General features: G+C 75.1%; 24 protein-coding genes and 1 pseudogene. 10 read left to right on the forward strand and 15 right to left on the reverse strand.

Annotation, left to right across the window (positions count from 1 at the left end; genetic code table 11):
- The 3 genes from ACWGN5_RS02150 to ACWGN5_RS02160 all read left to right on the forward strand — a co-directional run bounded on the left by ACWGN5_RS02150 (position 1) and on the right by ACWGN5_RS02160 (position 3477).
- Positions 1-1620 carry an FAD-dependent monooxygenase gene (locus tag ACWGN5_RS02150; RefSeq protein WP_453510694.1) on the forward strand — a complete coding sequence of 540 codons (1620 nt, stop codon included), beginning with the start codon at positions 1-3 and terminating at the stop codon, positions 1618-1620.
- Entirely contained in the window at positions 1617-2858 is a 1242-nt protein-coding gene (locus ACWGN5_RS02155; RefSeq protein WP_453510695.1) for a cytochrome P450, read from the forward strand. The genes ACWGN5_RS02150 and ACWGN5_RS02155 overlap by 4 nt, the downstream gene beginning before the upstream one ends.
- Positions 2859-2946: 88 nt before the next feature.
- Complete coding sequence (locus ACWGN5_RS02160) at positions 2947-3477, forward strand: carboxymuconolactone decarboxylase family protein (RefSeq protein WP_453510696.1); 531 nt, start codon at positions 2947-2949, stop codon at positions 3475-3477.
- Between the two features lie 13 nt (positions 3478-3490).
- Here the strand turns inward: ACWGN5_RS02160 and ACWGN5_RS02165 are convergent, their stop codons facing one another.
- The 5 genes from ACWGN5_RS02165 to ACWGN5_RS02185 form a co-directional block, all read right to left on the reverse strand.
- Positions 3491-3850 carry an ArsR/SmtB family transcription factor gene (locus tag ACWGN5_RS02165; protein ID WP_453510697.1) on the reverse strand — a complete coding sequence of 120 codons (360 nt, stop codon included), beginning with the start codon at positions 3848-3850 and terminating at the stop codon, positions 3491-3493.
- Between the two features lie 104 nt (positions 3851-3954).
- Entirely contained in the window at positions 3955-4341 is a 387-nt protein-coding gene (locus tag ACWGN5_RS02170; RefSeq protein ID WP_453510698.1) for an anti-sigma factor antagonist, read from the reverse strand.
- Between the two features lie 8 nt (positions 4342-4349).
- On the reverse strand, positions 4350-6071 hold the full coding sequence (locus ACWGN5_RS02175) for a SulP family inorganic anion transporter (protein WP_453510699.1): 1722 nt from the start codon (positions 6069-6071) through the stop codon (positions 4350-4352).
- On the reverse strand, positions 6068-6430 hold the full coding sequence (locus ACWGN5_RS02180) for an ArsR/SmtB family transcription factor (protein WP_453510700.1): 363 nt from the start codon (positions 6428-6430) through the stop codon (positions 6068-6070). Before ACWGN5_RS02180 ends, ACWGN5_RS02175 begins: the two co-directional genes overlap by 4 nt.
- Before the next feature lie 166 nt (positions 6431-6596).
- Positions 6597-7175 carry an isochorismatase family protein gene (locus ACWGN5_RS02185; RefSeq protein ID WP_453510701.1) on the reverse strand — a complete coding sequence of 193 codons (579 nt, stop codon included), beginning with the start codon at positions 7173-7175 and terminating at the stop codon, positions 6597-6599.
- Positions 7176-7296: 121 nt separating this feature from the next.
- Between ACWGN5_RS02185 and ACWGN5_RS02190 the strand changes: the two genes are divergently transcribed.
- A complete protein-coding gene (locus ACWGN5_RS02190) occupies positions 7297-7845 on the forward strand; it encodes a hypothetical protein (RefSeq protein WP_453510702.1) in 549 nt (182 codons plus the stop codon).
- A gap of 14 nt (positions 7846-7859) precedes the next feature.
- A pseudogene (locus tag ACWGN5_RS02195) lies at positions 7860-8051 on the forward strand (GNAT family N-acetyltransferase); the annotation flags it as partial.
- On the opposite strand, the gene ACWGN5_RS02200 reads toward ACWGN5_RS02195, so the two are convergent.
- The 5 genes from ACWGN5_RS02200 to ACWGN5_RS02220 form a co-directional block, all read right to left on the reverse strand.
- Positions 8048-8926, reverse strand: a complete 879-nt coding sequence (locus ACWGN5_RS02200; protein ID WP_453510703.1) for a hypothetical protein — start codon at positions 8924-8926, stop codon at positions 8048-8050. The pseudogene ACWGN5_RS02195 and the gene ACWGN5_RS02200 sit on opposite strands and share 4 nt — an antisense overlap.
- Complete coding sequence (locus ACWGN5_RS02205) at positions 8923-10125, reverse strand: DUF2306 domain-containing protein (RefSeq protein ID WP_453510704.1); 1203 nt, start codon at positions 10123-10125, stop codon at positions 8923-8925. Before ACWGN5_RS02205 ends, ACWGN5_RS02200 begins: the two co-directional genes overlap by 4 nt.
- A gap of 102 nt (positions 10126-10227) precedes the next feature.
- Positions 10228-10743, reverse strand: coding sequence for a helix-turn-helix transcriptional regulator (locus tag ACWGN5_RS02210; protein ID WP_453510705.1), 516 nt, complete (start codon positions 10741-10743; stop codon positions 10228-10230).
- 115 nt (positions 10744-10858) lie between these two features.
- Positions 10859-13291, reverse strand: coding sequence for an ABC transporter permease (locus ACWGN5_RS02215; RefSeq protein WP_453510706.1), 2433 nt, complete (start codon positions 13289-13291; stop codon positions 10859-10861).
- Complete coding sequence (locus ACWGN5_RS02220) at positions 13288-13989, reverse strand: ABC transporter ATP-binding protein (RefSeq protein WP_453510707.1); 702 nt, start codon at positions 13987-13989, stop codon at positions 13288-13290. The genes ACWGN5_RS02215 and ACWGN5_RS02220 overlap by 4 nt, the downstream gene beginning before the upstream one ends.
- Positions 13990-14192: 203 nt before the next feature.
- On the opposite strand from ACWGN5_RS02220, the gene ACWGN5_RS02225 reads away from it, so the two are divergent.
- The gene (locus ACWGN5_RS02225; RefSeq protein ID WP_453510708.1) at positions 14193-15518 is read left to right on the forward strand and encodes a sensor histidine kinase; all 1326 of its coding nucleotides are present in this window, start codon (positions 14193-14195) and stop codon (positions 15516-15518) included.
- 2 nt (positions 15519-15520) lie between these two features.
- Positions 15521-16237, forward strand: a complete 717-nt coding sequence (locus tag ACWGN5_RS02230; protein ID WP_453510876.1) for a response regulator — start codon at positions 15521-15523, stop codon at positions 16235-16237.
- On the opposite strand, the gene ACWGN5_RS02235 is transcribed toward ACWGN5_RS02230, so the two are convergent.
- On the reverse strand, positions 16168-16743 hold the full coding sequence (locus ACWGN5_RS02235; protein WP_453510709.1) for an STAS domain-containing protein: 576 nt from the start codon (positions 16741-16743) through the stop codon (positions 16168-16170). The genes ACWGN5_RS02230 and ACWGN5_RS02235 overlap by 70 nt on opposite strands.
- A 230-nt stretch (positions 16744-16973) precedes the next feature.
- Positions 16974-18386 carry an aminopeptidase P family protein gene (locus tag ACWGN5_RS02240; RefSeq protein ID WP_453510710.1) on the reverse strand — a complete coding sequence of 471 codons (1413 nt, stop codon included), beginning with the start codon at positions 18384-18386 and terminating at the stop codon, positions 16974-16976.
- A gap of 160 nt (positions 18387-18546) precedes the next feature.
- On the opposite strand from ACWGN5_RS02240, the gene ACWGN5_RS02245 reads away from it, so the two are divergent.
- Positions 18547-19545, forward strand: a complete 999-nt coding sequence (locus tag ACWGN5_RS02245; protein WP_453510711.1) for a LuxR family transcriptional regulator — start codon at positions 18547-18549, stop codon at positions 19543-19545.
- Positions 19546-19549: 4 nt separating this feature from the next.
- On the opposite strand, the gene ACWGN5_RS02250 is transcribed toward ACWGN5_RS02245, so the two are convergent.
- Genes ACWGN5_RS02250 through ACWGN5_RS02260 form a run of 3 tightly spaced genes read right to left on the reverse strand, consistent with a single transcriptional unit; the run spans position 19550 to position 23315 of the window.
- On the reverse strand, positions 19550-21562 hold the full coding sequence (locus tag ACWGN5_RS02250) for a prolyl oligopeptidase family serine peptidase (RefSeq protein ID WP_453510712.1): 2013 nt from the start codon (positions 21560-21562) through the stop codon (positions 19550-19552).
- A gap of 24 nt (positions 21563-21586) precedes the next feature.
- Complete coding sequence (locus ACWGN5_RS02255) at positions 21587-22135, reverse strand: FABP family protein (RefSeq protein ID WP_453510713.1); 549 nt, start codon at positions 22133-22135, stop codon at positions 21587-21589.
- Positions 22136-22175: 40 nt separating this feature from the next.
- The gene (locus ACWGN5_RS02260; protein WP_453510714.1) at positions 22176-23315 is read right to left on the reverse strand and encodes a hypothetical protein; all 1140 of its coding nucleotides are present in this window, start codon (positions 23313-23315) and stop codon (positions 22176-22178) included.
- Between the two features lie 439 nt (positions 23316-23754).
- Between ACWGN5_RS02260 and ACWGN5_RS02265 the strand changes: the two genes are divergently transcribed.
- Together ACWGN5_RS02265 and ACWGN5_RS02270 are read left to right on the forward strand one after the other, a co-directional pair.
- A complete protein-coding gene (locus ACWGN5_RS02265; protein ID WP_453510715.1) occupies positions 23755-24615 on the forward strand; it encodes an ABC transporter permease in 861 nt (286 codons plus the stop codon).
- Positions 24588-25322 carry an ABC transporter ATP-binding protein gene (locus ACWGN5_RS02270; RefSeq protein ID WP_453510716.1) on the forward strand — a complete coding sequence of 245 codons (735 nt, stop codon included), beginning with the start codon at positions 24588-24590 and terminating at the stop codon, positions 25320-25322. Before ACWGN5_RS02265 ends, ACWGN5_RS02270 begins: the two co-directional genes overlap by 28 nt.
- Positions 25323-25330 lie beyond the last annotated feature (8 nt).

Raw genomic sequence — 25330 nt, forward strand, 5'->3', positions numbered from 1 at the left:
GTGACGAACGGACAGCGGGCCCTGGAGACCGAGGTGCTGATCGTGGGCGGCGGGCCGGTCGGCCTCGCGCTGGCGCTCGATCTCGCCCATCGGGGCGTGGACTTCGTCCTCGTGGAGGCCGGGGACGGCCGGGACGCGCACCCGAAGTTCTCCACGGTCGGACCGCGCGCGATGGAGGCCTTCCGGCGCTGGGGGGTCGCCGACGCGATCCGGGGCGGGGGCTGGCCGGCCGAGCACACCCTGGACATCGCGTGGGTGACCTCGGTCGGCGGTCACGAGCTCCACCGGCTGCGGCGCGGCACGGCGGGCGACCGGCCCCTTCCCCCGTACACGCCGGAGCCCGAGGCGATCTGCCCGCAGCACTGGCTCGTGCCGCTCCTCACCGCGCGGCTCTGTACGGCTCCGGCGGGCCCGGTCCGGCTCGGCACCCGGCTCGTCGGGTTCGAGCAGCGCGCCGACCGGGTGAGCGGGGTGACCGAGGACGCCGCAGGGTTACGGAGCGTGGTGCACGCCCGGTACCTGGTGGGCTGCGACGGGGCCTCGTCGCACGTCCGCAAGGCCTGCGGGATCGACGCGCCCGAGCGGCACGCGGCCCGCGCCCTGCGCAACATCCTCTTCAGGGCGCCCGGTCTCGCGGGCTTCCTCGGCCCGCGCGCGGCGCTCGTCCACTTCGTCACCGAACCCGGCGGGCTGCGCTACCCGCTGCGGGCGATGGACGGCCGCGGCCTGTACCGGCTGACCGGCCCCGCCGGGCCCGCCGACGCCCTGGACCTCCTCCGGCGGGTCCTGCCGCCCCGGGTGCCGGTCGAGGTGGTGTCGGACGGCGTCTGGCACCTGACCCACCGGGTGGCCTCGCGCTACCGCGACGGGCGGGTGCTGCTCGCCGGGGACGCCGCGCACACCCTCTCGCCCTCGGGCGGGCTCGGGCTGGCCGCGGGGGTGGGCGACGCGGCGGACCTGGGGTGGAAGCTGGCGGCGGAGCTGGCCGGCTGGGCCGGTCCCGCACTCCTCGACTCGTACGAGAGCGAACGGCGCCCGGTGGCCGTCGGCAGCCTGGAGGAGAGCCACCGCAACCTGCGGCGGACCGTCGACCGGCACCTCTCCGCCGCCTTGTGCGAGGCGACGCCCGAGGGGGAACGGGCCCGCGCCGCGCTCGGCCGGGAGATCGCCGCGTCCGGTCCTGGCCGCGAATTCGACGCGCCCGAAGCCCACTTCGCGTACCGGTACGCCTCGCCGGTGATCGCGGACGGGAAGACGGAGACGGCCGGCGGCGCGGATCCCGAGCCCGGCGGGGAGCCGTGGTGGAACCGTACGGCCCTCCCGGGGGCGCGGGCGCCGCACGTCCCGCTCGGGCCGGGCCGGTCGACCCTCGACCTGTTCGGACCGGGGTTCGTCCTGCTGTGCCTCGGCCTCTCGGGCACGCCGGACGGGCTGGTCCGCGCGTTCGCCGGGCGCCGGGTCCCGCTCGGTGTGGTGCGCTGCCGCGACGAGGAGGTGGCACGGCGGTACGGGGTGCCGTTCGTCCTCGTACGGCCCGACGGTCACGTGGCCTGGCGCGGGACGGCACCGCCGGCCGATCCCGGGCGGCTCGCGGACCTGGTGCGCGGGGCGGGGACATGAGCAGGCCCCCGGGGGGCATCGGGCCTCCGGAGGAGTTCGCTCCTGCGCGGCTCGACCTCGCCGATCCGTACCCCGTCTACCGGCGCTACCGGGAGACGGACCCGGTGCACGCGGTGCGCCCGGGGTCCGGCCCGACGACCTGGTATCTGTTCGGGCACGCGGAGGTGGCGCGGGTCCTGACCGACCGGGGCTTCGGGCGGACGGATCCGTCGGCCGCGCGCGCGGCGCCGGTGCCCGAGGGGTACGCGACGCTGCGGCGGATCGTCGGGAACTGGCTCGTCTTCCTCGACCCGCCCCGGCACACCCGGCTGCGCGCCCTGGTGGCCCCGCCGTTGGGCACGAGCGCCGTCGGGGCCCTGCGGCCGCGCGTACGGGAGATCGCCGAGCAGCTCGCCGGGCCGCTGGCGGGGCGGCGCACGCTGGAGCTCGTCGAGGGGTTCGCCGCGCCGTATCCGCTGCTCGTCGTCGCGGGGCTGCTGGGGGTGGAGGGGGCGCGGTGGCCGTGGTTCCGGGCGGAGGCGCTCGCCCTCCAGCGGGCCGGCGGGACGCGGGGCGACCGCTCGCCGGCGGCCCTCGACCGGGCCGACCGGGCGGCGGTGGAGCTGGACGCGTACTTCGGGAGGGAGCTGGCCGCACGGCGTACGGAGGACCGCGGGGACCTGCTGTCCGCCCTGGCCCGGGCCGGGGCGGCGGACCCGGCCCTGGGGACGACGGCGCTGACGGCGACCTGTGTGCATCTGCTGACGGCGGGGCACGAGACGACGACGGGGCTGATCGGCAAGGCGGTGCTCGCGCTCCTCGCCCATCCGGAGGTACGGGACGAACTCCGCGCGGACCCCGGTCTGTTGCCCCGGGCGGTGGACGAGTTCCTGCGCCACGACCCGCCGGTCCAGATGGTCACCCGGTGGGCGCACCGGGACGCCGAGCTGGCGGGCCGGGCCGTACGCCGGGGCGACCGGCTGCTGCTCGTCCTGGGCTCGGCGCACCGGGACCCGGCGCGGTTCCCCGACCCCGACCGGCTCGACATCCACCGGGACGGCGGGCGGCACTGCGCCTTCGGTCTGGGCATCCACTACTGCGTGGGCGCGGCGCTGGCCCGCGCGGAGGCGGAGATCGGGCTCGGCGTCCTCCTGGACCGGCTGCCCGCGCTCGGCCGCGGCGCCCGGCCGGCGGTGGAGGTGGAGTACGCGCCGGACTGGGTCTTCCACGGCCCGGCGCGGCTGACGTTGTCGCCCTGACACGCGTGCCCCGGGCGGCTCGGGAACCTCTCCCCACCCTCCCGCGTTATACCCCCCGAGGGTATGCAGAGTGATCCGGAGGGGTTCCATGACGACGAGAAGACTGACCGCGCTCGCCCCCGAGCAGGCACCCGGCCGCGCAGGCGAACTGCTCACCGACATCGTCGAACGGCACGGTTCCGTCGGCGAGATGGTGTCCACGATGGCGCACTCACCCGCGCTGCTCGACGGCTACCTCAGCCTGTCGCGCGCCATGAAACGGGTGAAGATCCCGCGCGCCCTGAGCGAGAAGCTGTCGCTCGCCGTCCAGGAGTGGATCGGCTGCGGCACCTGCCGCGAGGCGCACCGCGCGGCCGGCCGCGCGGCGGGACTGACCGAGACCGACATCGAACTCGCCCGTCAGGGCACGTCGACCGACCCGCGCGAGGCCGCCCTCATCGGCCTCGCCCTACGGGTCCTCGCCGAACCGGGCGCGCTCTCCGACGAGGACGTCGCCGAGGTACGGGCGCACGGCTGGAGCGACCGGGTGATCGCCGAGGTGGTCGGCGTGGTCACCCTCAACCTCCTGACGGGCGCCTTCAACCTCCTCGCGGGCATCCAGCCGGAGTCCGAGGACTGACACCACGGGGTAGTCACCGAGCGGCGTCCTCCGACGTGCGGGCCGGGCCGGCCGACCGGAGGTCGGCGAGGAGTTCCGCCTGGCCCGCGAGCACGCCGGAGAGGATGGTACGGGCGACCCGCAGCAGCTCCGCGACCTGCGGGCTCGTCAGCGCGTAGTAGACGGCCACGCCCTCGCGCCGGGCGACGACCAGGTTGGCCCGGCGCAGCACGGCCAACTGCTGGGAGAGGTACGCCGCTTCGACGCCGGTGTCGCGCAGCATCTCGGCGACCCCGTGCTCGCGCTCGCTCAGCAGCTCCAAAACGCGGATGCGGACGGGATGTCCCAGCGTCTTGAAGAACTCCGCCTTCAGTTGGTAGAGCGGCGTACTCATCGCACCCACCCCGCGCCTCGCGTCGACCCAGCATTCCGCACCATGCCCCCATCCTCGCCCCTCGGGGCAGGTGGGACGAACCCGGGCGGAGGGAAACCCTCGGGTCAGGTGCTCGGCCAGGCGTCGCTGTGCCAGGCGCGCTGTTCGGTGCCCGCGCCCCGGTGGGCGGCGAGCGCGGCGGCCAGGTCGCGGTGGACGGGCACGGCGGGCTCGTCGCCCGCGGGCACGAGGGAGCCGTCGGCGGGGATCGCGGCCAGTTCGAGACTCCGGCCGACGGCCCGCAGCCGTACGGCCGCCTCGGCGACGGCGAGCTGTCCGCCCACCGACCAGCCGCGCAGCCGGGTGAGGTCGAGGACGACCGGTCCGGTGCCGCGCGCGACCGCCCAGCCCACGGCCCCGGTGAACCGGCCCACGGCGTCGGCCCCGAGGAACCCGGCCAGGGACAGCACCCCGAGCTCCTGCTTGACGGTGTAGCGCCATTCGATGGTCATGTGCGTCGTCATCCCTCTCGTACGGGGGTCGCGGCGGAAGCGCGGGCGGGCAGCAGACCGGCGCGCTGGAGATGGGCGCGCGCCCCGGCGATCGCCTCGCGGGTCGTGACGTACTCGTGTCCGGCGCGGCGCGGGACGTCCAGGGCGCCCACCGAGTCGAGGGTCCGCCGCTGGCCGTCCCGCACCCCGGAGACGAGCACGGCGACGCCGCGGCGTTCGAGCCGTTCCACGACGTCCTTCAGGACGAGGGCGCCCGTGGCGTCGATGGTCGTGACCCGGGACAGGCGCAGGACCACGACCCGGACGTCCGACACCTCCGACAGTTCCAGGAGGAAGCGGTGGGCCGCGGCGAAGAACAGCGGCCCGTCGACGCGGTACGCGACGATGTGCTCCGCGAGCAGGGCGTGTTCCTCGTCTCCGTGCTCGCCCGGCAGTTCGGACCGCAGGTCCACCCGGTCGAGCCGGGCCTGCCGGGCGACGGCGCGCAGGGCGAGGGCGCCCGCGACGACCAGGCCGATGATCACCGCGTACACGAGGTCGAGGGCGAGCGTGGCGACGGCCGTGAGGACGAGGACGGCGCCGTCGGAGCGGGTGGCCCGGGCCATCGCGCGCAGCGAGCCGACCTCGACCATCCGGATCGCGGTGGCGAGCAGGACCCCGGCGAGCGCCGCGAGCGGGATCTCGGAGACGAGCGGCGCGGCGGCGAGGACGACCAGCGCGAGGACGGCGGCGTGGGTGAGCGCGGCGAGCCGGGAGGCGGCGCCGGTCCGCACGTTCACCGCCGTACGGGCGATGGCGGCGGTCGCCGGTACGCCGCCGAACAGGGGCGCGGCCAGGTTGGCGACGCCCTGGCCGAACAGTTCCCGGTCCGGGTCGTGCTGTTGGCCCACCGTCATGCCGTCGGCGACCGTGGCGGAGAGGAGGGATTCGAGCGCGGCGAGCGCGGCCACCGCGACGGCGGGGGCGAGCAGCGAGGACAGCGCGGAGAGGTCGAGGAAGGCGAGGGAGGGAGCGGGGAGACCGGCGGGGAGGTCCCCGATGGGGGTGGCGTCCCGCAGGTCGAGGAGCCGGACGACGAGGGTCGCGGCGATCACCGCGAGGATGGAGAACGGCAGGCCGGGCCGGAGTCGCGCGCCGGCCAGCATGACCGCCGCGACGCCCGCGGAGAGTCCGAGCGCGGTCCAGTTCGGGGCGGCGGCGAAGGCCTCCACGGCACGCCAGGCGACGGCGAGGACGCGTTCGCCCTCGGGCTTGGCGACGCCGAGGGCGTTCGGCACCTGCTGGAGGAAGATCACGCAGGCGATGCCCAGGGTGAAACCCTCCACCACGGGGGCGGGGACGTATCGCATGGCGCGTCCGGCGCGGGCCAGGGCGAGCGCGATGAGCATGAGGCCGGCGAGCAGGCCGACGGTGAGGACGCCGGCGGGGCCGTACGCGGCCACGATCGGGACGAGGACCACCGTCATGGCGCCGGTGGGCCCGGAGACCTGGAGGTTCGAGCCGCCGAAGAGCGCGGCGAGCGCCCCGGCCACGACGGCCGTCACGAGCCCCGCCTCGGCGCCCAGGCCCGAGGAGACCCCGAAGCCGAGCGCGAGCGGGAGTGCGACGACGGCGACGGTCAGCCCGGCGACCAGGTCGCGTCGCGGGGTGCGGGTCATGGCGACGAGGTCGGCGCGGACGGGCAGCAGGGCGCGGACCCGGCCCCAGGCGCGGGCCAGGACCTTTGTCACCGGGCCACGCCCACACCGGTCTCGCTCGCACTCTCGCTCTCGCGGAGTTCGGCGAGGAGCTGGCCCTGCCCGGCGAGCATCTCGGTGAGGATCCGCCGGGCGGCCTGCATCAGCTGGGCGACGTCACCACCCGCGAGCGTGTAGACGACGGTCGATCCCTCGCGGGTGGACGTCACGATCCCGGACCGGCGCAGCACGGCGAGCTGCTGGGAGAGCGCCGAGGGCTCGACCTCGATCCGCGCGAGCAGCTCGCGCACCGGCATCGGGCCGTCCTGGAGCAGCTCGAGGACCCGGATGCGGACGGGGTGTCCCAGCATCCGGAAGAACTCGGCCTTGGCCTGGTACAGCGGGACCGGCACGGGACCTCCTCCGGGCGGGGTGGGCGGGGTGCTGCGCCCGCGGCTACCTGCGGGCGCAGCGGGTCCAGGATGTATGTAATTGCAGAATTATGCAATTCACGGATTCCGCAGTTCCCGTACGCAGCACACGGAGGCCGCGAGACTTTCTGGTCGCCGGGCGGCGGCCTCAGGGCGCCCCGGGGGCCGTGAACGTGACCTCGGCGGTCGGGACGGTGGTCTCCGCGTCGCTGCCCAGGGCGTACGCCGCGACGCGGGAGACCGTCGCGGCCGGGACGGTCTCGCTGATGCCCGGCGCCGCCGGGATGTCCTGGGTGGCGTGGGCGTCGTGCGGGACGACGACCCGGTAGCCGAGCTCCAGGGCCGTACGGGCCGTGGCCTGCACGCACATCTCCGACATCACCCCGCAGACGGCGATCGCCCGCACCCCCGCCTCGCCGAGCGCCACGCCCAGGGCGGTCTCCTCGAAGCCGTCGTCGTGCGGCTTGCGGATCACCACCTCGGTGGGACCGGGCGTCACGGGGTGGTGGAGTTCCCAGCCGGGCGTGTGCGGTTCGTCCTCGGCACCGGGCGGCCCGTCGTTCTGCAGGTGGGCGATGAACGCCCCGTCCCGCCGGGCCCGGGCGATCAGGTCGGTCGTCCGGTCGACGAGCCGTGCGGCGTCGGGCACGGCCCCTTCGCCGGTGACGAAGGCCGACTGCACATCGACGACGATCAGGGCATCCACGGGCTGCGCGCGCTCGGTCATCCGGCCATCATCACTCCCACCGGCCTTGCCCGCCACGGGATTTCGACCGCGCCCCAACGAGGCTCGAACGCCCCGGACCTGCGGGTATGCTCACCGACCAGGGAACCAGGGGGAGGTCCGCATGACCGAGTCGACGCCGTCCGCGTGGTGGGCGCTGCTGCCGGAGGGCATCCGCGCCGAGGTCGACGGGTACGTCCTCCAGGACGCCCGGTTGCGCGCGGTGCGTACCGTCTGGGAGACCTGCCGGGGCCGCGGTCTGGGGCTCCACGAGGCGGAGACGGTGGTCCACGAGCGGTATCTCCACCACGGCGACCGGATCGCGCGCACCCCGCTGAGCCCGCTCGACCTGGAGTCCCTGGCCGCGCGGGCCTCCGGCTGCCCGGGATCCGTGGTCGCGATCGAGGCGATCTGGGACGGCGACACCGTGCACGACTGGTTCGTGATCCTCCTGGCGATCAGCGCCGAGCCCGCGGGGCAGCATCACCTCGCCACGATCTACCGGGAGACGGCCGTACGGTACCTGGGCGACGCGCGGGGCGAGCAGGCGCGCCACCCGGAGGCCACGGCCGCCGCCGCGGCCGGCCGGGCCCTGGCCGAACACCTCGCCGTGCCCTTCCACTTCGCGAGCCCGGACACCCCCGACGACGAGGCACCCCGCTGGCGGCCGTGAGCGACCGTGCGGGTCTCCGAATGCTGCACCGGCTGCAGATCGAGACGCTCGAGGACAACCACGCGATGCTGCGCTCCGCCGAGCGCAACGGCTTCGTGCGCGAGGGCGTGCTGCGCTCCTCGGCCTGGGTCCTCGGCGAGTTCCTCGACGAGGTCCTGCTCGGTCAGCTCGCCCACGAGTGGAAGTCCCACCAGTCCGTCGGCTAGAGCTCTCCGTCCCCGCCGCGCCGGACGGCTCGGGTCAGCAGCCAGTGGCCCGAGGCGCCCGTGGCGAACAGTCCGGCGACCAGGGTGACGAGCGCGGCTCCCGGGCCCGAGGCCCAGTCGACCGTGCCGGCGCGGGCGGCGAGGACCACGGCGAGGGCCAGGGCCACCACGGGGACGACCCTGAGCGCGGGGCGGATACGGGCCAGGTCGTCCTCCACCAGGGAGCCGAGGACGCCGACGCCGAGCGCGAGCGCCCACACGCCGAGGCCCTGCGCGTCGGCGCGGTTCACCGTCCACGGGAGCAGGGCGCCCCAGAACGCCGGGAAGAACAGCAGGCCCGCGCCGATACCGAGCCAGCCCGAGCCGAGCACGGCGAGCGGCGGTTTCGACCAGGCGGGCAGCGGGGCCACCGGGCGCCGGTCCGCCGACTCCGCGCCGGCGGGCCGTCTGCGGTACTGCGCCGCCAGGCAGCCCACGGCGGCGAGGGCGAGGACGCCGAGGACGGCGACCCAGCCGAGGCTGAACAGGGCGAGGAACAGCGGGCCGCCGCGTACGGCCTGGAGGCTTCCGGCGTTCAGCAGGGTCACCGTGAAGAGACCGACGAGGACGATCGCGAGCGGCAGCACCAGGCACCGGACCTCCTCCCAGACGCGGGCCCGGCCGACGGTGAACAGTGCGGGCGCCACGCCCGCCATGGCCGCCCCGACGAGACCGGGGCTGAGCGCCTCGGGCGACACCCAGGCGCCGGCCGCGTGCCCGGTGAGGCCCGCCACGGCGAGCAGGGTGCCGACGGCGGCGCTGATGCCGCCGACGACGCCGCTCAGGACCACGACGGCGGGCGAGAGCGCGCGGCCTTCGGGGGTTGCGGTGCTCATCCCCGGCCTCCTTCCAGGGCGGGCTCGGCCTGCGCCGGAGCCGTCGGCAGGTCCGCGAACTCCCGCTGCCGCTTGAGGACTTCGCGGGCGTACAGGATCCGCAGGCTCACCACGGTGACGGCCGCGTAGGCGAGGATGCCGCAGCCGATGCCGACGCCCGCGACGAGCGCCGTCATCCGGTCGAGGCCCAGGGTCCGTTCCAGTACGGGCACGGTCAACGCCGAGAAGGCGGGGGCCAGGCAGAGGGCGGCGAGGTGCAGCGACCACTCCTCGCGCGCCCAGTCCGCGCCCCGGGACCCGGCGCGGGCCGCCCGGACGGCGATGACGGCGTACGTCACGGCGTACGGGACGAGGTACGCGAGGAGCAGGCGCCGCCCGGCGGTTCCCTGGTCGAGGAACGCCACCGTGATCCACACCAGGCCCGCCGCGCCCGCGAGATGGGCGGCCACCCGCACCGGCAGCGGGCACCAGGTGCCGGTCAGGCCGGGGGCGGTGGCGCGCCGGTCGAGGGCGCGGGAGGCGAGCAGCGCGCCGAAGGAGACGAGCGCGCCGAGGTGCATGATCGCGACGCGGTTGATGTCGCGCAGGTCGAGCCCGGGGTAGAGCGCGGGCAGGAGTCCCCATTCGAGCCGCAGCAGCGGGGCGGTCATCAGGAAGCCGTAGCAGAGCAGCAGCCAGCGCTGGTGGAGGTCCGGGAAGCCGCGGACGGCGGCGAGGATCCCGAAAGTCACGCTGCCGACGGTGCCGACCAGGATCGTGGCGAGCACGATCCAGAACGCGGCGCCGCTGAAGGCCTCCGCGGGCGGGGTGCGCACCAGATAGAGGGCGGCGCCCGCCATCGACACGTACACCGTGACGGCGAAGACGGTGCCGGTGATCCGGTGCAGCCGGATGCGGCGCCGGACCGCGGAGAGCAGCTGCACGGGGCCGAGCAGCATGAGGAGGCCGCCGAGGACCGAGTGCACGATCAGGGGAACCAGGCTGCGGCCGTACGGTCCCATCCGGTCGCGCACGGCCTCGGCGACGAACTCCGGGGAGACGGACCGGCCGAGCAGCCACTCGCCGACGGCGGGCGCTCCCGGTCGCGCGTACGGCCAGAGTTCGGTCATGGCGATCGGCGCGTACGCCAGGCAGACCACGGTCACCGCGAGGGTGGCCGCCCTCCCCCACCCCCCTCTCGTGCCGGTCGTGCGCGCCATGGCGGTTCCCCCTTCACCGATAGTCCTTTCTGGACTATGGAGGAAGGTAGGGCGAGAGCCGGCCGGGGTCAACCGGTCGGTAACAAGCCGTCGTTGACGGACTCAGGGCTCGCGGCTCTCCACCCACTGCCAGAAATCGACCATCATCCGCTCATAGCGGATGCCGAACTCCAGCGCCTCGCGCTGCCCGCGCGTCAGCAGCTCGCCGACCTCGTCCGCGAGGCCCTCGTACGCGTCCAGGGTCTTGCGGTGCTCGTCGATCTGGACCGGGGCGTGGACGCGCGGGCTGGCGCCGAACCACAGCTTGAGGATGCCCCGCTCACGGGCCTCGACCGGGACGAAGGCGGGGTCGGCCAGCCAGCCGCGCAGCGCGGCCGTCCCCTCCTCCGTGAGCCTCATCAGGCGCCGGTTGCGGCCGCCGGGCTGCCGCACCTCCGAGAGCAGCCCCGCCTCGAGGAGCCGGTCGCACTGCGCGTACACCTGCGCGTGCGGCATCGACCAGAACGGGGCCACCGTCCGAGCGGCCTCCACCTTCACGTCGTACGGACTGGCCTCGCCCAGTTTGTCGATGATGCCGAGCACGAGGAAGGAGGGCGTGGTCAACCGGACTTCAGACATGCGGCGACGGTATCGCGCAGGGGTGGCGGGACGGCCGGGGAGGCGGGACGGCGGCGCTCCCGGACCCGCCCCCGGCCGCGGGTCCGGCTCCGGCCCCGGGGGAAGGCGCCCACCCCTACTCCGCCCGCAGCGCCCGCGCCGTGGCCGTACGGGCCGCCCAGCCCGCCGGGAGCAGGGCGCCGGCCGTCGCGATCACCACGCCGGCCGTCGCGAGGAGCACGAGCAGCGGCGTGCCGTACACGTCGATGTCGGCGGGCGGGATCGTGGTGCCCACCGCGCGGCCCATCGCCGGCATCACCCGGCCGTGCAGGGCCACGCCGAGCGGCACGCCGACGAGACCCGACACGAGGCCGATGGCCGCGACGGAGGTGAGGACCTGCGCGACCGTCTGACGCGGGGTCATCCCCAGGGCCTTGAAGACGCCCAGGTCACGGACGCGGTCGCGGGTGTCGAGGACCACCGTGTTCAGGACGCCGAGGGAGGCGACGGCGACCAGCATCAGGGTGAGCATGACGATCAGGGCCTGCATCGCCCGGATGACGCTCGACTTGCCGCCCTCGGTGACGGCGGCCTCCGCCCCGAGCGGTGCCACGGCGGCGTCGAGGCGCTCCGCGTAGCGCGCCGCGTCCGTGCCCCCGGTGACGGTCACCGCGAAGTCGGCGGGCTGGTAGCGGGCGCCCAGCGCGGCCACGGACGCCGCCGCGGTGCGCAGGGTCATGCCGTCGTCGCCCAGGTCGAAGACCTCGCCGACGAGCCGGACCCGGGCCGTGCGGCCCTGCTCGGAGAGGGTGAGCGTGTCCCCGATGCGGAGCCCGGTGGCCCGCAGGAACCGGGTGGCCGCGACGGCCTCCCCCGGGGCCCCGAACCAGCGCCCGGAGACCATCGTGTGGCGGCTGCCGGCGGTGTCCCCCTCGTAGGCGACGAGGGGCGCGCCGCCCTTGAGCCCGGCCACGTCCAGCTCGGTGCGGGCCGTGCGGTACACCGAGCCGGTCCCGGGGAGTCCGGCGATCGCCGCCGCCACGGCGGCCGGGTCGGCGGGCCTGCCCGGCAGCGGCGCCGGGCCGCCGGGGTTCTCCCGGGGCCGGGAGACCGTGTGGACGGTGACGTCGCCGCCGCGGTCCGGGTCCCCGTCGGCCTTGACGGCGACGAGCGTGCTGCCGAGGCCCACGGCGAGGGTCACCGCGAGGGCTCCGAAGGTCACCGCCGCGGCCGTGCTCGCCGCCCGTGCGGGGCGGGCGAAGGGCGCGGCGAGTCCCAGGGTGACCGGCCGGGGCAGGGGCAGCCGCCCGAACAGGCCGCGGATCGCCCGAGCACGGCCGCCGCCCGTGGCGGGGCCGAGGCGGAGGACCGACGCGGTGGGCAGCCGGGCCGCGCGCAGGGCTGGCCCGAAGGCGGTGGCGGCCACCAGGGCGAGCCCGCCGGCCGGGACGAGGAGGTCCACCCAGAGGGGGATGAGGATCTCGCTCGTCCCGTACACCTCGGCGACCTCCGCCATGAGGGGCACGGCGAGCACGTTCCCGAGGGCGACGCCGAGCACGGCCCCGGCGGTGCCCGGGATCAATGCCTGCGCCACGTACGCGCGTCCCACCTGGAACGGGGTGAAGCCGAGGGACTTGAGGATCCCGATCCGGCGGGTCGCGGCGCCGACGGCGCCGCTCACCACGATGCCGATGACGAGCACCGACATCGCGAGCCCGAGGAGCGCGAACGCGGTGACGAAGGGCACGAAGGCGGCCGCGGACGCGCGGGCGGTCTCCCGCACGTCGAGGTACGAGCGCGCGCCCGTGACCGCCCCGGCCGGTACGGCGGCGGTGACGGCCTTCTGTCCGGCCGTCACGTCGGCGGCGGTGTCGGCGGCGGTGAGCCGGTACAGCATCTGGAGCGCGGGCGGCCGTCCTCCGGCGAGCGCGGTGAGCTGCCGGGGTACGACCCAGGCGTCGGCGCTCTCGCCGGCCGACTCGGCGATGCCGACCACGGTGAGGGTGACGCCGCCGGCGGTCATTCGGGCCCCCGGGCCCGCGTTCGGCAGTTCGGATCCCCGCTCCAGGACGATCTCCCCGGGAGCCGTGGCCCACCGGCCCTCCGTCAGCGTCACCGCGTCCACGGGCCCGGCGGCGGAGGCCCGGCCGACGACCGTCAGCGGGGGCGGTGCGAAGCCCGGCGGGGCCGCCCGGTCGGCGCTCAGGCGCACGGAGGTGACGGTGAACGGGCCCGCGGCGGCGGCCACTCCGGACGCCCGGGCGGTGGCGGCGAGCCGCTCCGGGGTGACGGCGGAACCGTCGAACCGCACGGTCAGATGGGCGCCGTGCTGCCGGGCGAAGGCCCGGTCGAAGGGCGCGCCCGAGGCGACGAGGAGACCGAGCGCGAGGACGGCGGAGGCGACGGCGAGCAGCGTGGTCAGGACCATGACGGCGGTCTGCGTACGTCGCCGCCCGACCCCGGCCCGTACGACCCGGCCGAGGGCCCCTCCCCCGCGCCCCGCGGCTCCGCGGGTCGTGGTGACGGGCCGCGCTCCGCTCGGGCTCCCGGGGACGGAGCGCGGGCTCATCGGGCCACCGCCGGGACGTCGCGGGTGATGCGGCCGTCGACGAGTTCGATCGTGCGCGTCGCACAGGCCTCGGCGAGCGCGAGGTCGTGGGTGACGAGGACGATCGTCTGCCCCTCGGCGTTGAGTCCGCGCAGGAGGTCGCGGACGTCCGCGCCGGACGCGGTGTCGAGCGCTCCGGTGGGTTCGTCGGCGAGGAGCAGCGGCGGCCGGTTCATCAGGGCGCGGGCGACGGCGACGCGCTGCCGCTCGCCGCCGGAGAGGCGCCCGGGGTGCACGCGCGCGTGGCGGGCGACGCCGAGCCGTTCGAGGAGTTCGGCGGCGCGTGCCGCCGCCCGGCCGCGGGCCGCGCCGGCGAGCTGGGCGGGCAGCAGCACGTTGTCGAGGACGGTGAGGTCGTCGAGGAGGTGGAAGAACTGGAAGACCATGCCGATGCGGTCGCGCCGGTAGCGGGCGGAGGCCGCCTCGCTCAGCGCGTCGACGCGGAGCCCGTCGACGGTCACCCGGCCGGTGCTGGGCCGGTCGAGGCCGGCGAGGAGGTTGAGGAGGGTCGACTTGCCGCTGCCGGAGGGGCCGAGCACGGCGAGCGCCTCCCCGCGCGCCACGCGCAGGTTCAGCCCGGCGAGCGCGGCGGGCCCCTCGTCGTACGTCCTGCCGACCTCGCTCAGGTCGATGAGCGGCTCGGCTTCGAGTGGCGTCACGGTGCCTCCAGGGCTGGGGGGCGGGCGGGTTCGCACCGACGCTAGGAGCGGCCCTCGCCGGGCGCGTCGGCCGTGGTGGCGAAGATCCGTACCGTGTGCGGCGGAGGCGCGGGCGGGTCATCCGCGCGATGTACACCGTGGGGACGGGACCCTGGTCCTCCGGGGCGATTCGCGTCCACGCGCGCGCTTGGCAGACTGCAGCGGTGATCAGGTACGAGGACTTCATGGCCCGGGTGCGCGGGTCGCGGACCATCGGCGCGCCGCCCCCGCTGTCGCGCTGGTCGTGGCTGGCCGACGGGCTCCTCGCCCTGTCGCTCACGGTCGCCACCCTCGTCGGGAACATGAACCGCTCGTACGTGGAGCTCCGGCCCGACCTGGCCGGAAGCAAGATCCGGGTGCCGGGGCAGCTCCCGACCCCGCCCGCGCCGCCGGACCTACCGGGGTCTCCGGACGGCCCGCGCCCGGTGCCCGCCGTGGAGCACGTGCTGCCGCCGGTGGACGCCTGGGAGCTGGCGGCGGCGGTGCTGACCGCGCTGCCCCTGGTGCTGCGGCGCCGCTTCCCGCTGTCCGTCTACTGGGTCGTGATGGCCGCCACGGTGGTCCTGCACCTGGGGGACGCCGCCGACGACGCCACGCGGATGACCTTCGCCTCGGGGCTCGTCGCGGCCTACAGCGCGGCCATGTACAGCCCGCACCGCAAGTCGGTGGTCGCCTCGCTCCTGGCCGGCGCCCTGCTGTACGCGGTGTTCCCGCTGGTCCCGGCCGTCGACAGCGACCTGGTGCCCGTCCTCGTCCTGTTGCCGCTCGCGCTCGCCTCGCACGGCGTCCATCTGTGGCGGCAGCGGGAGCGGGCGCTGCGGGAGGAGCAGGAGGCGGCGCTGCGCCGGGCGGTGGAGGCGGAGCGGTCCCGGATCGCGCGGGAGCTGCACGACGTGGTCACCCACAACGTGAGCATGATGACGATTCAGGCAGGTGCGGCGCGCACGGTCCTCGCCACCTCCCCCGACCTGGCCAGGGAGGCGATGCTCGCCGTGGAGGCGGCCGGCCGGACGGCGATGTCGGAACTGCGGCACGTGATGGGGCTGCTGACGATGGCCGCGGACGGTCCCGATCCGGCGGCGGACGTGGCGCTCGCCCCGCAGCCGGGTCTGGACCGGCTGACGGAGCTGACGGACCGGGTGCGTTCCTCGGGGGTGCCGGTGGAGGTGGCGGTGCGCGGCGTCCCGGTGGAGCTGTCGGCGGGTGTGGACCTGGCCGCGTACCGGGTGGTGCAGGAGGCGCTGACGAACGCGGTGAAGCACGCGGCGGGCGCGCGGGTGTCGGTGACGGTGGAGTACGCGGCGGACCGGCTGTGCGTGGAGGTGTCGGACACGGGCGGCCGGCGGCTGCGGACGGCGGAGCCGGGCGGCGGCCACGGGCTGCTCGGACTGCGGGAACGGCTCGCGGTGTACGGCGGTACGCTCGACGCGGGCAGCCGCCCGCACGGCGGGTACCGGGTCCGTGCGGTGATTCCGTGGGAGGTTCCGTGACCGTGGCCGACGCTCCGCGCGTGGTGATCGTCGACGACCAGGCGCTGGTGCGGACCGGTTTCCGGATGATCCTGGCCGCCGACGGCATCGACGTGGTCGCGGAGGCCGCCGACGGGGACGCCGCCGTGTCGGCGGTCCGCAGGACCCGGCCGGACGTGGTCCTGATGGACATCCGGATGCCCGGCACGGACGGCCTGGAGGCCACGCGCCGCATCCTCGCCGACGAGACGGCGACACCGCCGAGGATCGTCGTCCTCACCACGTACGACCTCGACCAGTACGTGTACGCGGCGCTGGCGGCGGGCGCGAGCGGCTTCCTGCTCAAGGACGTCACCCCCGAGCACCTGACGGCGGCGGTCCGGCTCGTCCGCTCCGGGGACGCGCTGCTCGCCCCCGCGATCACGCGGCGCCTGGTCGAGCGCTTCGCCACGTCCGGTGCGGGGACGGGGCCGCGGACGGCGGCCCCGCACCGCGAACTGGCCACGCTCACGCCGCGCGAGCTGGAGGTCCTGGAGGCCCTGGCGCGCGGCCACACCAACGCCGAACTGGCGGCGCGCTTCCGGCTGAGCGAGGCGACGGTGAAGACCCACGTCGCCCGCATCCTCCAGAAGCTGCGCCTGCGGGACCGGGCCCAGGCGGTGATCGCCGCCTACGAGACGGGTCTGGTCACCCCGGGCTCGACGGGAAGCGGAACGATCGCGGCGGGCGGGGCCGACTGACCGACCGGGGCCGCAAGGCCCACCGGATCCAGCCGCTCGACAGGATCCAGCCGCCCGACCGGGCCCGACCGCCCGACCGGGTCCAGTCGGCCGACCGCGTCCGGCTGATCGAGGACATCCGCATCGTCGAGGAGATCCGGCTCGTCGAGGAGATCCGGTTCATCGAGGAGATCCGGTGGTCCCGCCTCGGGCCGGAGGACGTCGTTCAGTTCGGTCAGCCGGATGAGCCGGAGGATCCACGGCTGGTCGCAGACGAGCCGCCAGCGCGCACCGCGCCGGTGCACGCGCCCGGCGCAGTGGGCGAGGAGTCCGAGCCCGGTGGCGTCGCAGAAGGTGAGGCGCCGGATGTCGACGGTCAGGGCTTCGGACTCCCGGACGAGGGCGTCGAGCTCGGGCCGCAGGTGCCGCACCAGGACGAGGTCGAGCTCGCCCCGGAGGGCGGCGACCGTGTGACCGCCGGTCGAGCGGACGGCGAGGTACGGGTCATGACGGGGGATCAACTGCATCGGACGCTCCACAGGGTGGCTCCATGTGTCACGTCGAGCGTGGCCGCCCCGCCGAGGGGAGGGACGTTTCGCCTCGTCCGCTGTCACCTGAATCGGTGAACATCCGAGCCTGTTTCTCTCGTTCGGACGCACGAGAGACAGACATGTGTACGGACTCCGTCCCCCCTCACGACACGCGGGGCCGGCCCCACGCGTGCGCGTGGCCGGCCCCGCGTGGGCGCGACGGACGCTCAGCCCGCGAACCGGGCCATCCACGCCTCGACCTCGGTGGCGGAGCGCGGCAGTCCGGCCGACAGGTTCTCGTGGCCGTCCTCGGTGACGACGAGGTCGTCCTCGATGCGGACGCCGATGCCGCGCCACTCCTCGGGCACGGTCAGGTCGTCCGGCTGGAAGTACAGGCCGGGCTCGACGGTGAGCACCATGCCCGGTTCGAGGACGCCGTCGACGTACTCCTCCGTGCGGGCCTGGGCGCAGTCGTGGACGTCCAGGCCGAGCATGTGGCCGGTGCCGGCCATGGTGAAGCGGCGCTGGAGGCCGAGCTCGTAGGCGCGGTCGACGGGGCCCTCGATGAAGCCCCACTCGACGAGGCGGGCCGTCAGGTGGCGCTGGGAGGCCTCGTGGAAGTCGCGGTACGGGGCGCCCGGCTTCACCGCGGCCATGCCGGCCTCCTGGGCCTCGTACACCGCGTCGTACACCTGCCGTTGGACGGGGCTGAAGGTGCCGCTGATGGGCAGGGTGCGGGTGACGTCGGCGGTGTAGAGGGAGTGCGTCTCGACGCCGGCGTCGAGGAGGAGCAGCTCGCCGGGGCGCACCGGGCCGTCGTTGTCGGTCCAGTGCATGATCGTGGCGTGGTCGCCGGCGGCGCAGATCGAGCCGTAGCCGACGTGGTTGCCCTCCAGGCGGGCCCGGCGGAAGAAGGTGCCCTCGATCCACCGCTCGGAGGAGGCGATCGCCCGGGAGAGCTCGGCGACGCAGTCGGTGAAGCCGCGGACGGTGGAGTCCACCGCCTTGCGCATCTCGCCGAGCTCCCACGCGTCCTTGACGAGGCGGAGGTCGCTGAGCGCCCCCTCCAGCTCGGCGTCGCCGTCCTCGTCGGTGGTGACGGCGGCTTCGAGGGCCTGGTCGATGCCGCGGACGATGCGGGTCGGCAGGCCGGAGCCGGCGGCCAGGTCCTCGGTGATGGTGCGGACGTCGCGGCAGGGCAGTCCGAGGACGGTCTCGGCCTCGGCGAGGGAGCGGCGGCGGCCCATCCACAGCTCGGCGGTGTAGCCGATCCAGAACTCGTCGTTGTCGCGGCTGTCGCGGGGCAGCTGGTAGCAGTAGGCGTCGTGGCCGCCGTCGGCGCGGGGTTCGAGGACGAGCGCGCCGTCGCGGGCCTGGTCGCCGGTCATGTGCACATAGCCGGAGTACGGGCGGAACGGGTAGGTGTCGTCGTTGGAGCGGACCTTGAGGTTGCCCGAGGGGACGATGAGGCGCTCGCCGGGGAAGAGCGCGGAGAGCGCGGCGCGGCGGGCGGCCGCGTACGGGGCCTGCTCGGCCGGTTCGAGATCGTGCCGCTCGGTGTCCGCCCACCCCGTCCGCATCAGAGCGGAGAGCTCCTCGGAGACGCCGTTGTAGAGGCCGTTCTTGCGACCCTTCGCCACGTCCTGCACCTTCTTCCGGATTCTTTCTGGGCCGCCGGGTCTCGGCGGCACCCGGACGGTACTGCGCCGTCGGCCCGCCGGGTGCCCGGATCGGCCAGTGGCACGGATCGGCCACACCCCGGGCGGCGGGAGCGTCCGGGGCGGGCCGATAATGCGCTCCATGGCGAACGAGAAGCTCGGTGAGGCGCTCCGGCTCCTGGGGATCGGGGACGAGGCCCGGCGGGTCTACGTCCGGCTCCTGGACCTCGGCCCCGCGCCCCTCGACGCCATCGGTGCCGCGGCCGGCATCGGCGGCGCGGAGCTGTCGGCGGCGTACGGGGAGCTGGTCGACGCGGGCCTGGCGAGCCCGGCGGCGCAGGGCCCCGACCTGGTGGCGCCGGTGCCTCCGGCGGCGGGTCTGGAGATTCTGGGCCGGCACCGGGCGGCCGAGCTCGACGAGTCGCGGATCACCGTGGGGGGTGCCTTCGAGTCGTTCCGGCGGCAGCGGCTCGCCGCGTACAACGACGATCTGGTGGAGGTCGTGACCGGTGACGCGATCGGCCCCCGGAGCCGGCAGGCCTGGGCGAGCGCCCGTGAGCAGATCCGGCAGTTCGACACTCCTCCGTACACGCCCATCCCGGGTTCGACGGACGACGCGCTCGCGACGCTGGCGCGGGGGGTGACGCAGCGGGTCATCTACTCCCAGGCGTCCCTGGAGCACCCGGACAAGATGCGGACGGTCATCGAGCCGTGCATCGAGGCGGGCGAGCAGGCCCGGGTGCTGCCGCAGCTCCCGGTCAAGCTGATGATCATCGACGAGGCGTACGCGCTGGTGTCGCTGTCGATCAGGGAGGCCGACGTGCACAACACGATGCTGGTCGTGCAGCCCTGCGGGCTCCTCTCCGCGCTCGTGGCCCTGTTCGAGCAGACCTGGCGGAGTGCTCTGCCGTTCCACGGCCGCACGGCCCGTCCGGCGGGCGTGCTGCCCGCCGGACTGCTGCCCGCCGACCGCCGGCTCCTCTGGCTCCTCGCGGGCGGCGCGAGCGACGACGTCATCGCCCGGGAGATCGGGGTCAGTCGCCGTACGCTCTTCCGCCGGATCCAGGTCCTGATGGCCCGGCTGGGCGCCACGAGCCGCTTCCAGATGGCGCTGCAGGCGCAGCGCCAGGGGTGGCTGTAGGGCCTCAGGTCAGGTGTCGCCTGAGGAAGGTGTGCACGAGGGCGCTGTTGTGGGCGGCCTGTTCGTTGTCGCCGGCGCCCGCGTGGCCGCCTCCGGTGTTCTCGTGGAACAGGACCGGGTGGCCGAGTTCCCGCAGCCGGGCCGCCGTCTTGCGGGCGTGGCCGGGGTGGACGCGGTCGTCGCGGGTGGAGGTCATCAGGAGCACCGGCGGATACTTCCGGTCGGCCGTGAGCCGGTGGTACGGGGACAGCTCGCGCAGGTGGGCGAGGTCGGCCGGGTCGTCCGGGTCGCCGTACTCGGCGATCCAGGACGCGCCCGCGAGGAGCTTGTGGAAGCGGGTCATGTCGAGCAGCGGGACCTGCGCCACGATCGCCCCGAAGAGGTCCGGGTAGCGGGTGAGCATCGCGCCCATGAGCAGGCCGCCGTTGCTGCCGCCGGAGGCGCCGAGCCGGTCCGGGGTGGTGATGCCCCGGGCGACGAGGTCGCGGGCGACGGCCGCGAAGTCCTCGAAGGCCCGCGGCCGGTCCGCGCGGAGCGCGGCCTGGTGCCAGTCCGGTCCGTACTCGCCGCCGCCGCGGATGTTCGCGAGGACGTACGTGCCGCCGCCCTCCAGCCAGGCGCGGCCGGTGACGGCGCCGTAGTAGGGGGTGAGGGAGACCTCGAAGCCGCCGTAGCCGTAGAGCAGGGTGGGTCCGGGGCCGGTGACGGCGTGGTCGGGGCCGATGACGAAGTACGGCACGCGGGTGCCGTCGGCCGAGGTCGCGAAGTACTGCTCGACCGTGAGCCCGGCGGTGTCGAAGCGGTCGGGTGCCTGCTTGAGGACCTCCGTGTCGCCGCCGATGTGCCCGCGGTGGAGGCTGGACGGCTGGAGGAAGCCGGACACGTCGAGGAAGTACTCGTCGGAGACGTCCGGGTCGGTGTCCACGACACCGACGGCGGAGAGCGCCGGGACGCCGACGAGCGGGGTGCGCGTCCAGCCGGCGCCGTCGGTGCCGGGGGTGAGGACCTCGATGCGGGTGCTGACGTCCCGCATCGTCTCCAGGATCAGATGGTGCCGGGTCCAGGAGTGCCCGGAGAGCGCCGTCCGCGCGTCCGGGGTGAACAGCACCTCGGGGGTGCGGTCGCCGGCGAGGAAGGCGTCGAAGCCGAACGCGAGGAGGGAGCCGGTCGGCTGCCCGAGCCACTCGGACTTCAGGGTGACGAGCAGGTGCCGGCGGTGGGCGTGGACGAGGGCGTCGTCGGGGACGTCGATCCGTACGGTCGTGCCGTCGGGCTCCAGGAGGTACGTCTCGCTGCGGAAGAAGTCCAGCGAGCGGCCGACGAAGTCCCGCTCGAAGCCGGGGGTGTCGTCGCGGTACCCCCAGGCCGACACGTCGCCGTCCTCCGCCTCGTACACGAGCTCGGACTCCTCGATCGGCGTGCCGCGCCGCCAGCGGCGGACCGTGCGCGGGTAGCCGGAGTCGGTCAGCGAACCCGGACCGGTGTCCGTGCCGACGAAGACGGTGTCGTCGTCGATCCAGCCGATCCGCGTCTTCGCCTCCGGCACCCGGAAGCCGTCCTCGACGAACTCCCTTGTGGCGAGGTCGAATTCGCGGACCACGACGGCGTCGCCGCCGTCCCGGGACAGCCGCACCAGGGCCCGGTCGTAGGCGGGGCGGCGCACCCGCGCCCCGTCCCAGACCCACTTCTCGCCCTCCGCGGCGGCGAGCGCGTCGACGTCGAGGAGGACCTCCCACTCGGGCGCGTCCTTGCGGTACTGCTCCAGGGTCGTACGCCGCCACACGCCGCGCACGTGCTCGGCGTCGCGCCAGAAGTTGTAGAGGTGGGCGCCGCGCCGCGTGGTGTACGGGATGCGGTCCGAGGCGTCGAGCACCTCCCTCACGCGCGCCTTCAGCGGGGCGAACCCGGCGTCGGCGGCCAGCACGTCCGCCGTCTCGGCGTTCCGCTCGGCCACCCACGCGAGGGCGGCCTCGCCGGAGATCTCTTCCAGCCACAGGTACGGGTCGTCATCGCTCACCCCCGTATTGTGCAGGTTCGGGCGTCAGCTCCGGCTTTCGCGGCGCAGCCGTACGGCGAGGTGGTGCTGGAGCGGCCGGCCCACGGCGGCCAGGTCGTGGAGGAAGTCGAGGGTGTCCTCGCCGGTGAGCGTGTAGCGGCGGCGGGTGGCGTCGACCTGCTTGGCGGTGGGGGCGAGGGCGACCTCGTGGGTGGTGAGGTCGACGGTGGTGCCGTCCGCGTGACCGACGGCGATCTCCGCGATGCCGGTGGGCTGGGTGATCAGCGCCTCGACGCGGCCCTCGGGCTGCAGCCGCCACCAGCCGCTCTCCCGGGCCGAGGGCCGCAGCGGGGTGCCGGCCTCGTCGACGAGCCAGGCCCGGGCCTCGTAGTGCAGGAAGGGGCGCCCGTCATGGCTGAAGGTGACCTCCTGCTCGTACGCGAACTCCTCGGCGAGCGAGGGATAGCCGCCGCGCCCCCGCCCCGCCCAGGTCCCGAGCAGCCAGGTCACCGGCGCGAGCAGCGCGTGCGGCGCGGGCGCCTCGTCCGGCCGGAACGCGTCGGGGTAGGGGTGCTGCCGGTCGCGGTCGTTCATGGGGTGCGCTCCTGGGTCGGGACCTGTGCCGTACGGCAGCTTAGGCCGCGGCGTGCGGCGCGCCCCGCAGCGTGAGCCGGAGGACCGCGGTGGCGACGGCGCCCGCGGCGAGGCCGAAGGTGAGGGCGGCCGGGACGCCGTTCCCGATGCCGGCGGAGAGGTAGAGCATGCCCTGCTGGGGGCCCGCCTGCACGACGGCGATCCGGAGGAGCTGGCTCGCGAGGAGGCCGAGGACGGTGGCGCAGACCGCGCCGGCCGCCATGGCGGGGAGCGTGGCCCGGGTGAGGAGCCCGGGGAGCGCGCGCAGGGCCCACCACACGACGACGAGGAGGAGGACGTCGGAGGCGCGGTAGAGGAGCCACTCGCCGAGCGGGCCGCCCTCCGGGCCGGACCAGGCGCCGAGCAGCAGCCACTGGCGCAGCAGGTCGCCCGGCTCGGAGAGGAACCCGCCGTCCGGGGAGAGCTCCTGGAGGGCGGCGGCGGCCGAGTGGTACGAGAGCAGCACGACGGACAGCGCGATCACGGCCGTGCCCGCGGTGGCGGCCAGCCTCGCGGCGCGTGCCGGGACGTCCGCGCGCGGCAGGGGATCCGCGCCCTTGGCGGTGATCCGTGCGACGAGGACGGTCGCCCCCGCCGCGAAGAGCCCGACGGCCACGGGGAGCTGGCGTCCGGAGGCGATCACGCTCGCCAGCTGGGGCAGGAAGCGGTAACTGCCGTGCCCCGTCGAGGCGATGAGCCACGGGGCGGACACGGCGAGCGCCAGGGCCCCGGCCACCGCGCCCCAGGCCCACAGCGCCAGGAACGCGGCGGTGGTGCGCCCGCGCACCGGCGGCAGCCTGCGGACCAGGAGCAGGGCGCCGAGGACGTAGGCGACGAGGACGGCGCCGTACCGGATCTGGAGCCCGGTCGTGTACAGGCCGTTGTAGGAGGAGCGGTTGTCGTCACCCATGGTGTCCCCTACGTAGCCGGACGCCATCGCGCCGGCGTCGAGGAAGGCCGGCGGGTCGTACGCCCACGGGGTCAGCCAGCTCCGGAGCTCGGCGACCCGCTCGGCGCCGCCCAGTTGGTCGCCGCTGCCGGGCAGGTGCAGCGCGTCCGCGGTGGCCCCTGCCCACCACAGGAGTGCGGTGAGCAGCAGCCCGCCGATCAATGCGGGTATCACCGCGCGCCCGTACGTCATGTTCTGTCCCCCGTCGTGAAACGCCTCTGGTCAGCTGGAGACTAGAGCGTGGTGATCACGTACGGGGCACGGTCGCACGTCGGTTCCGCGGGCGAGGACGTGTGGGGCACGGCCCCACGTCGGTTCCGCGGGCGAGGACGTGCGGAGCACGGCCCCACGTCGGTTCCGGGCGCGAGGCTCGCGCGTCCAGCGTCCGAGACACCGTTGACCGGGCGCGTGGCGGCCGCTACCTTCGCGCCATGTTGCGTACAGCCCTGCTCACCACGCGCGGTCACATCGACCTGCTGCGGGTGGCCTCCGCCGCGTGTCGCCGCGGCCGCTGACGCCCTTTCACCTGCACCCCCGCCTCCGCTGAGGCCCTGATCGCCGTGCGCGCGTGTCCGCTCCGCGCCCACGGGCGCTGACGCGTACCTTCACCTCCCTCTCCCCGGAGTCCGTCATGACGGTCGACCATGCCCCTCCCTCCGCCCCGCCCGACATATCGCCTTTGCCGGACGTCGAGTCCCTGACCCCCGCCCGGGGGCCGGGTCGCGGCCCGGCCGTTCCGCGCTGGCTGCGCCGGGCCGTGGGGCCCGTCCTGCTGCTCGTCCTCTGGCAGGCGAGCAGTGCGGCCGGGGTGCTCCCGGCGGACGTGCTGGCCTCCCCGGGGACCATCGCCAGGGCCGCCGGCGAACTGGCCCGGGACGGGACGCTGCCGACCGCGATGGGCGTCTCACTGCGGCGGGTCGCCGCGGGGCTGCTGCTCGGCGGGGTGGTGGGGATCGCGCTCGCCCTGGTGTCGGGGCTCTCACGGCTCGGCGAGGACCTCGTCGACGCTCCCGTACAGATGCTGCGGACGGTCCCGTGGGTGGGGCTCATCCCGCTGTTCATCATCTGGCTGGGCATCGGGGAGGCCCCCAAGGTGGCGCTCATCGCCCTCGGCGTCGCCTTCCACCTCTATCTGAACGTGTACGCCGGGATCCGCGGCGTCGACGCCCAGCTCGTCGAGGCCGGCGAGTCCCTGGGGCTCGGCCGGTGGGGTCTGGTCCGGCACGTCGTCCTGCCGGGCGCGCTGCCCGGGGCGATGACCGGCCTTCGGTACTCCCTGGCGACGGCCTGGCTCGCCCTCGTCTTCGGCGAGTCGATCAACGCCGACGCCGGGATCGGCTTCCTCATGAACCAGGCGCGGGAGTTCTTCCGCACGGACGTGATCGTCGTCTGCCTCGTCGTCTACGCCTTCCTCGGCCTGCTGGCCGACGCCGTCGTCCGTACTCTCGAAAGGCTGCTGCTGCAATGGCGACCGACCTTCACGGGGCAGTGACCGTCCAGGGCCTCACCCGCTCCTTCGACGGGCGTCCCGTCGTCGACGGGCTCGATCTGACCCTCCGCGCCGGGCAGTTCACGGCACTCCTGGGACACAGCGGCTGCGGCAAGTCGACGCTCCTGCGGATCCTCGCGGGGCTCGACCGGGAGATCTCCGGCACCGTCCTCGTGCCGCGCCGCCGCGCGGTGGCCTTCCAGGCGCCGCGCCTGATGCCCTGGAAGCGGGTCTGGCGGAACGTCCTGCTCGGGCTGCCGGGGAAGCCCGGCCGGGCGGTGGCGGAGAAGGCGCTCGCGGAGGTGGGGCTCGACCACCGCTCGGGAGCCTGGCCGAAGACCCTGTCGGGCGGTGAGGCCCAACGCGCATCGCTGGCCAGGGCGTTGGTACGGGATCCGGACCTGCTGCTGCTCGACGAGCCGTTCGGCGCGCTCGACGCGCTGACGCGGATCAAGGCCCAGCGGCTCGTGGCCGAGCTGTGGCAGCGGCGCGGCTGCACGGTCCTGCTCGTCACGCACGACGTGGACGAGGCGCTGCTGCTCGCCGACCGCGCCCTGGTCATGCGGGACGGCGTGATCGCCTACGACACCGCCGTCGACCTCGACCGGCCCCGCTCCCCCGGCGATCCCGCACTCGCCGCGCTCCGCACCCAGCTGCTCGCCGAACTCGGCGTGTCCGACGCGGAGTTCGCGGGGCACGCGGCCGCCTGACCCCTGCA

The sequence above is a fragment of the Streptomyces sp. NPDC055815 genome, assembly GCF_053616475.1.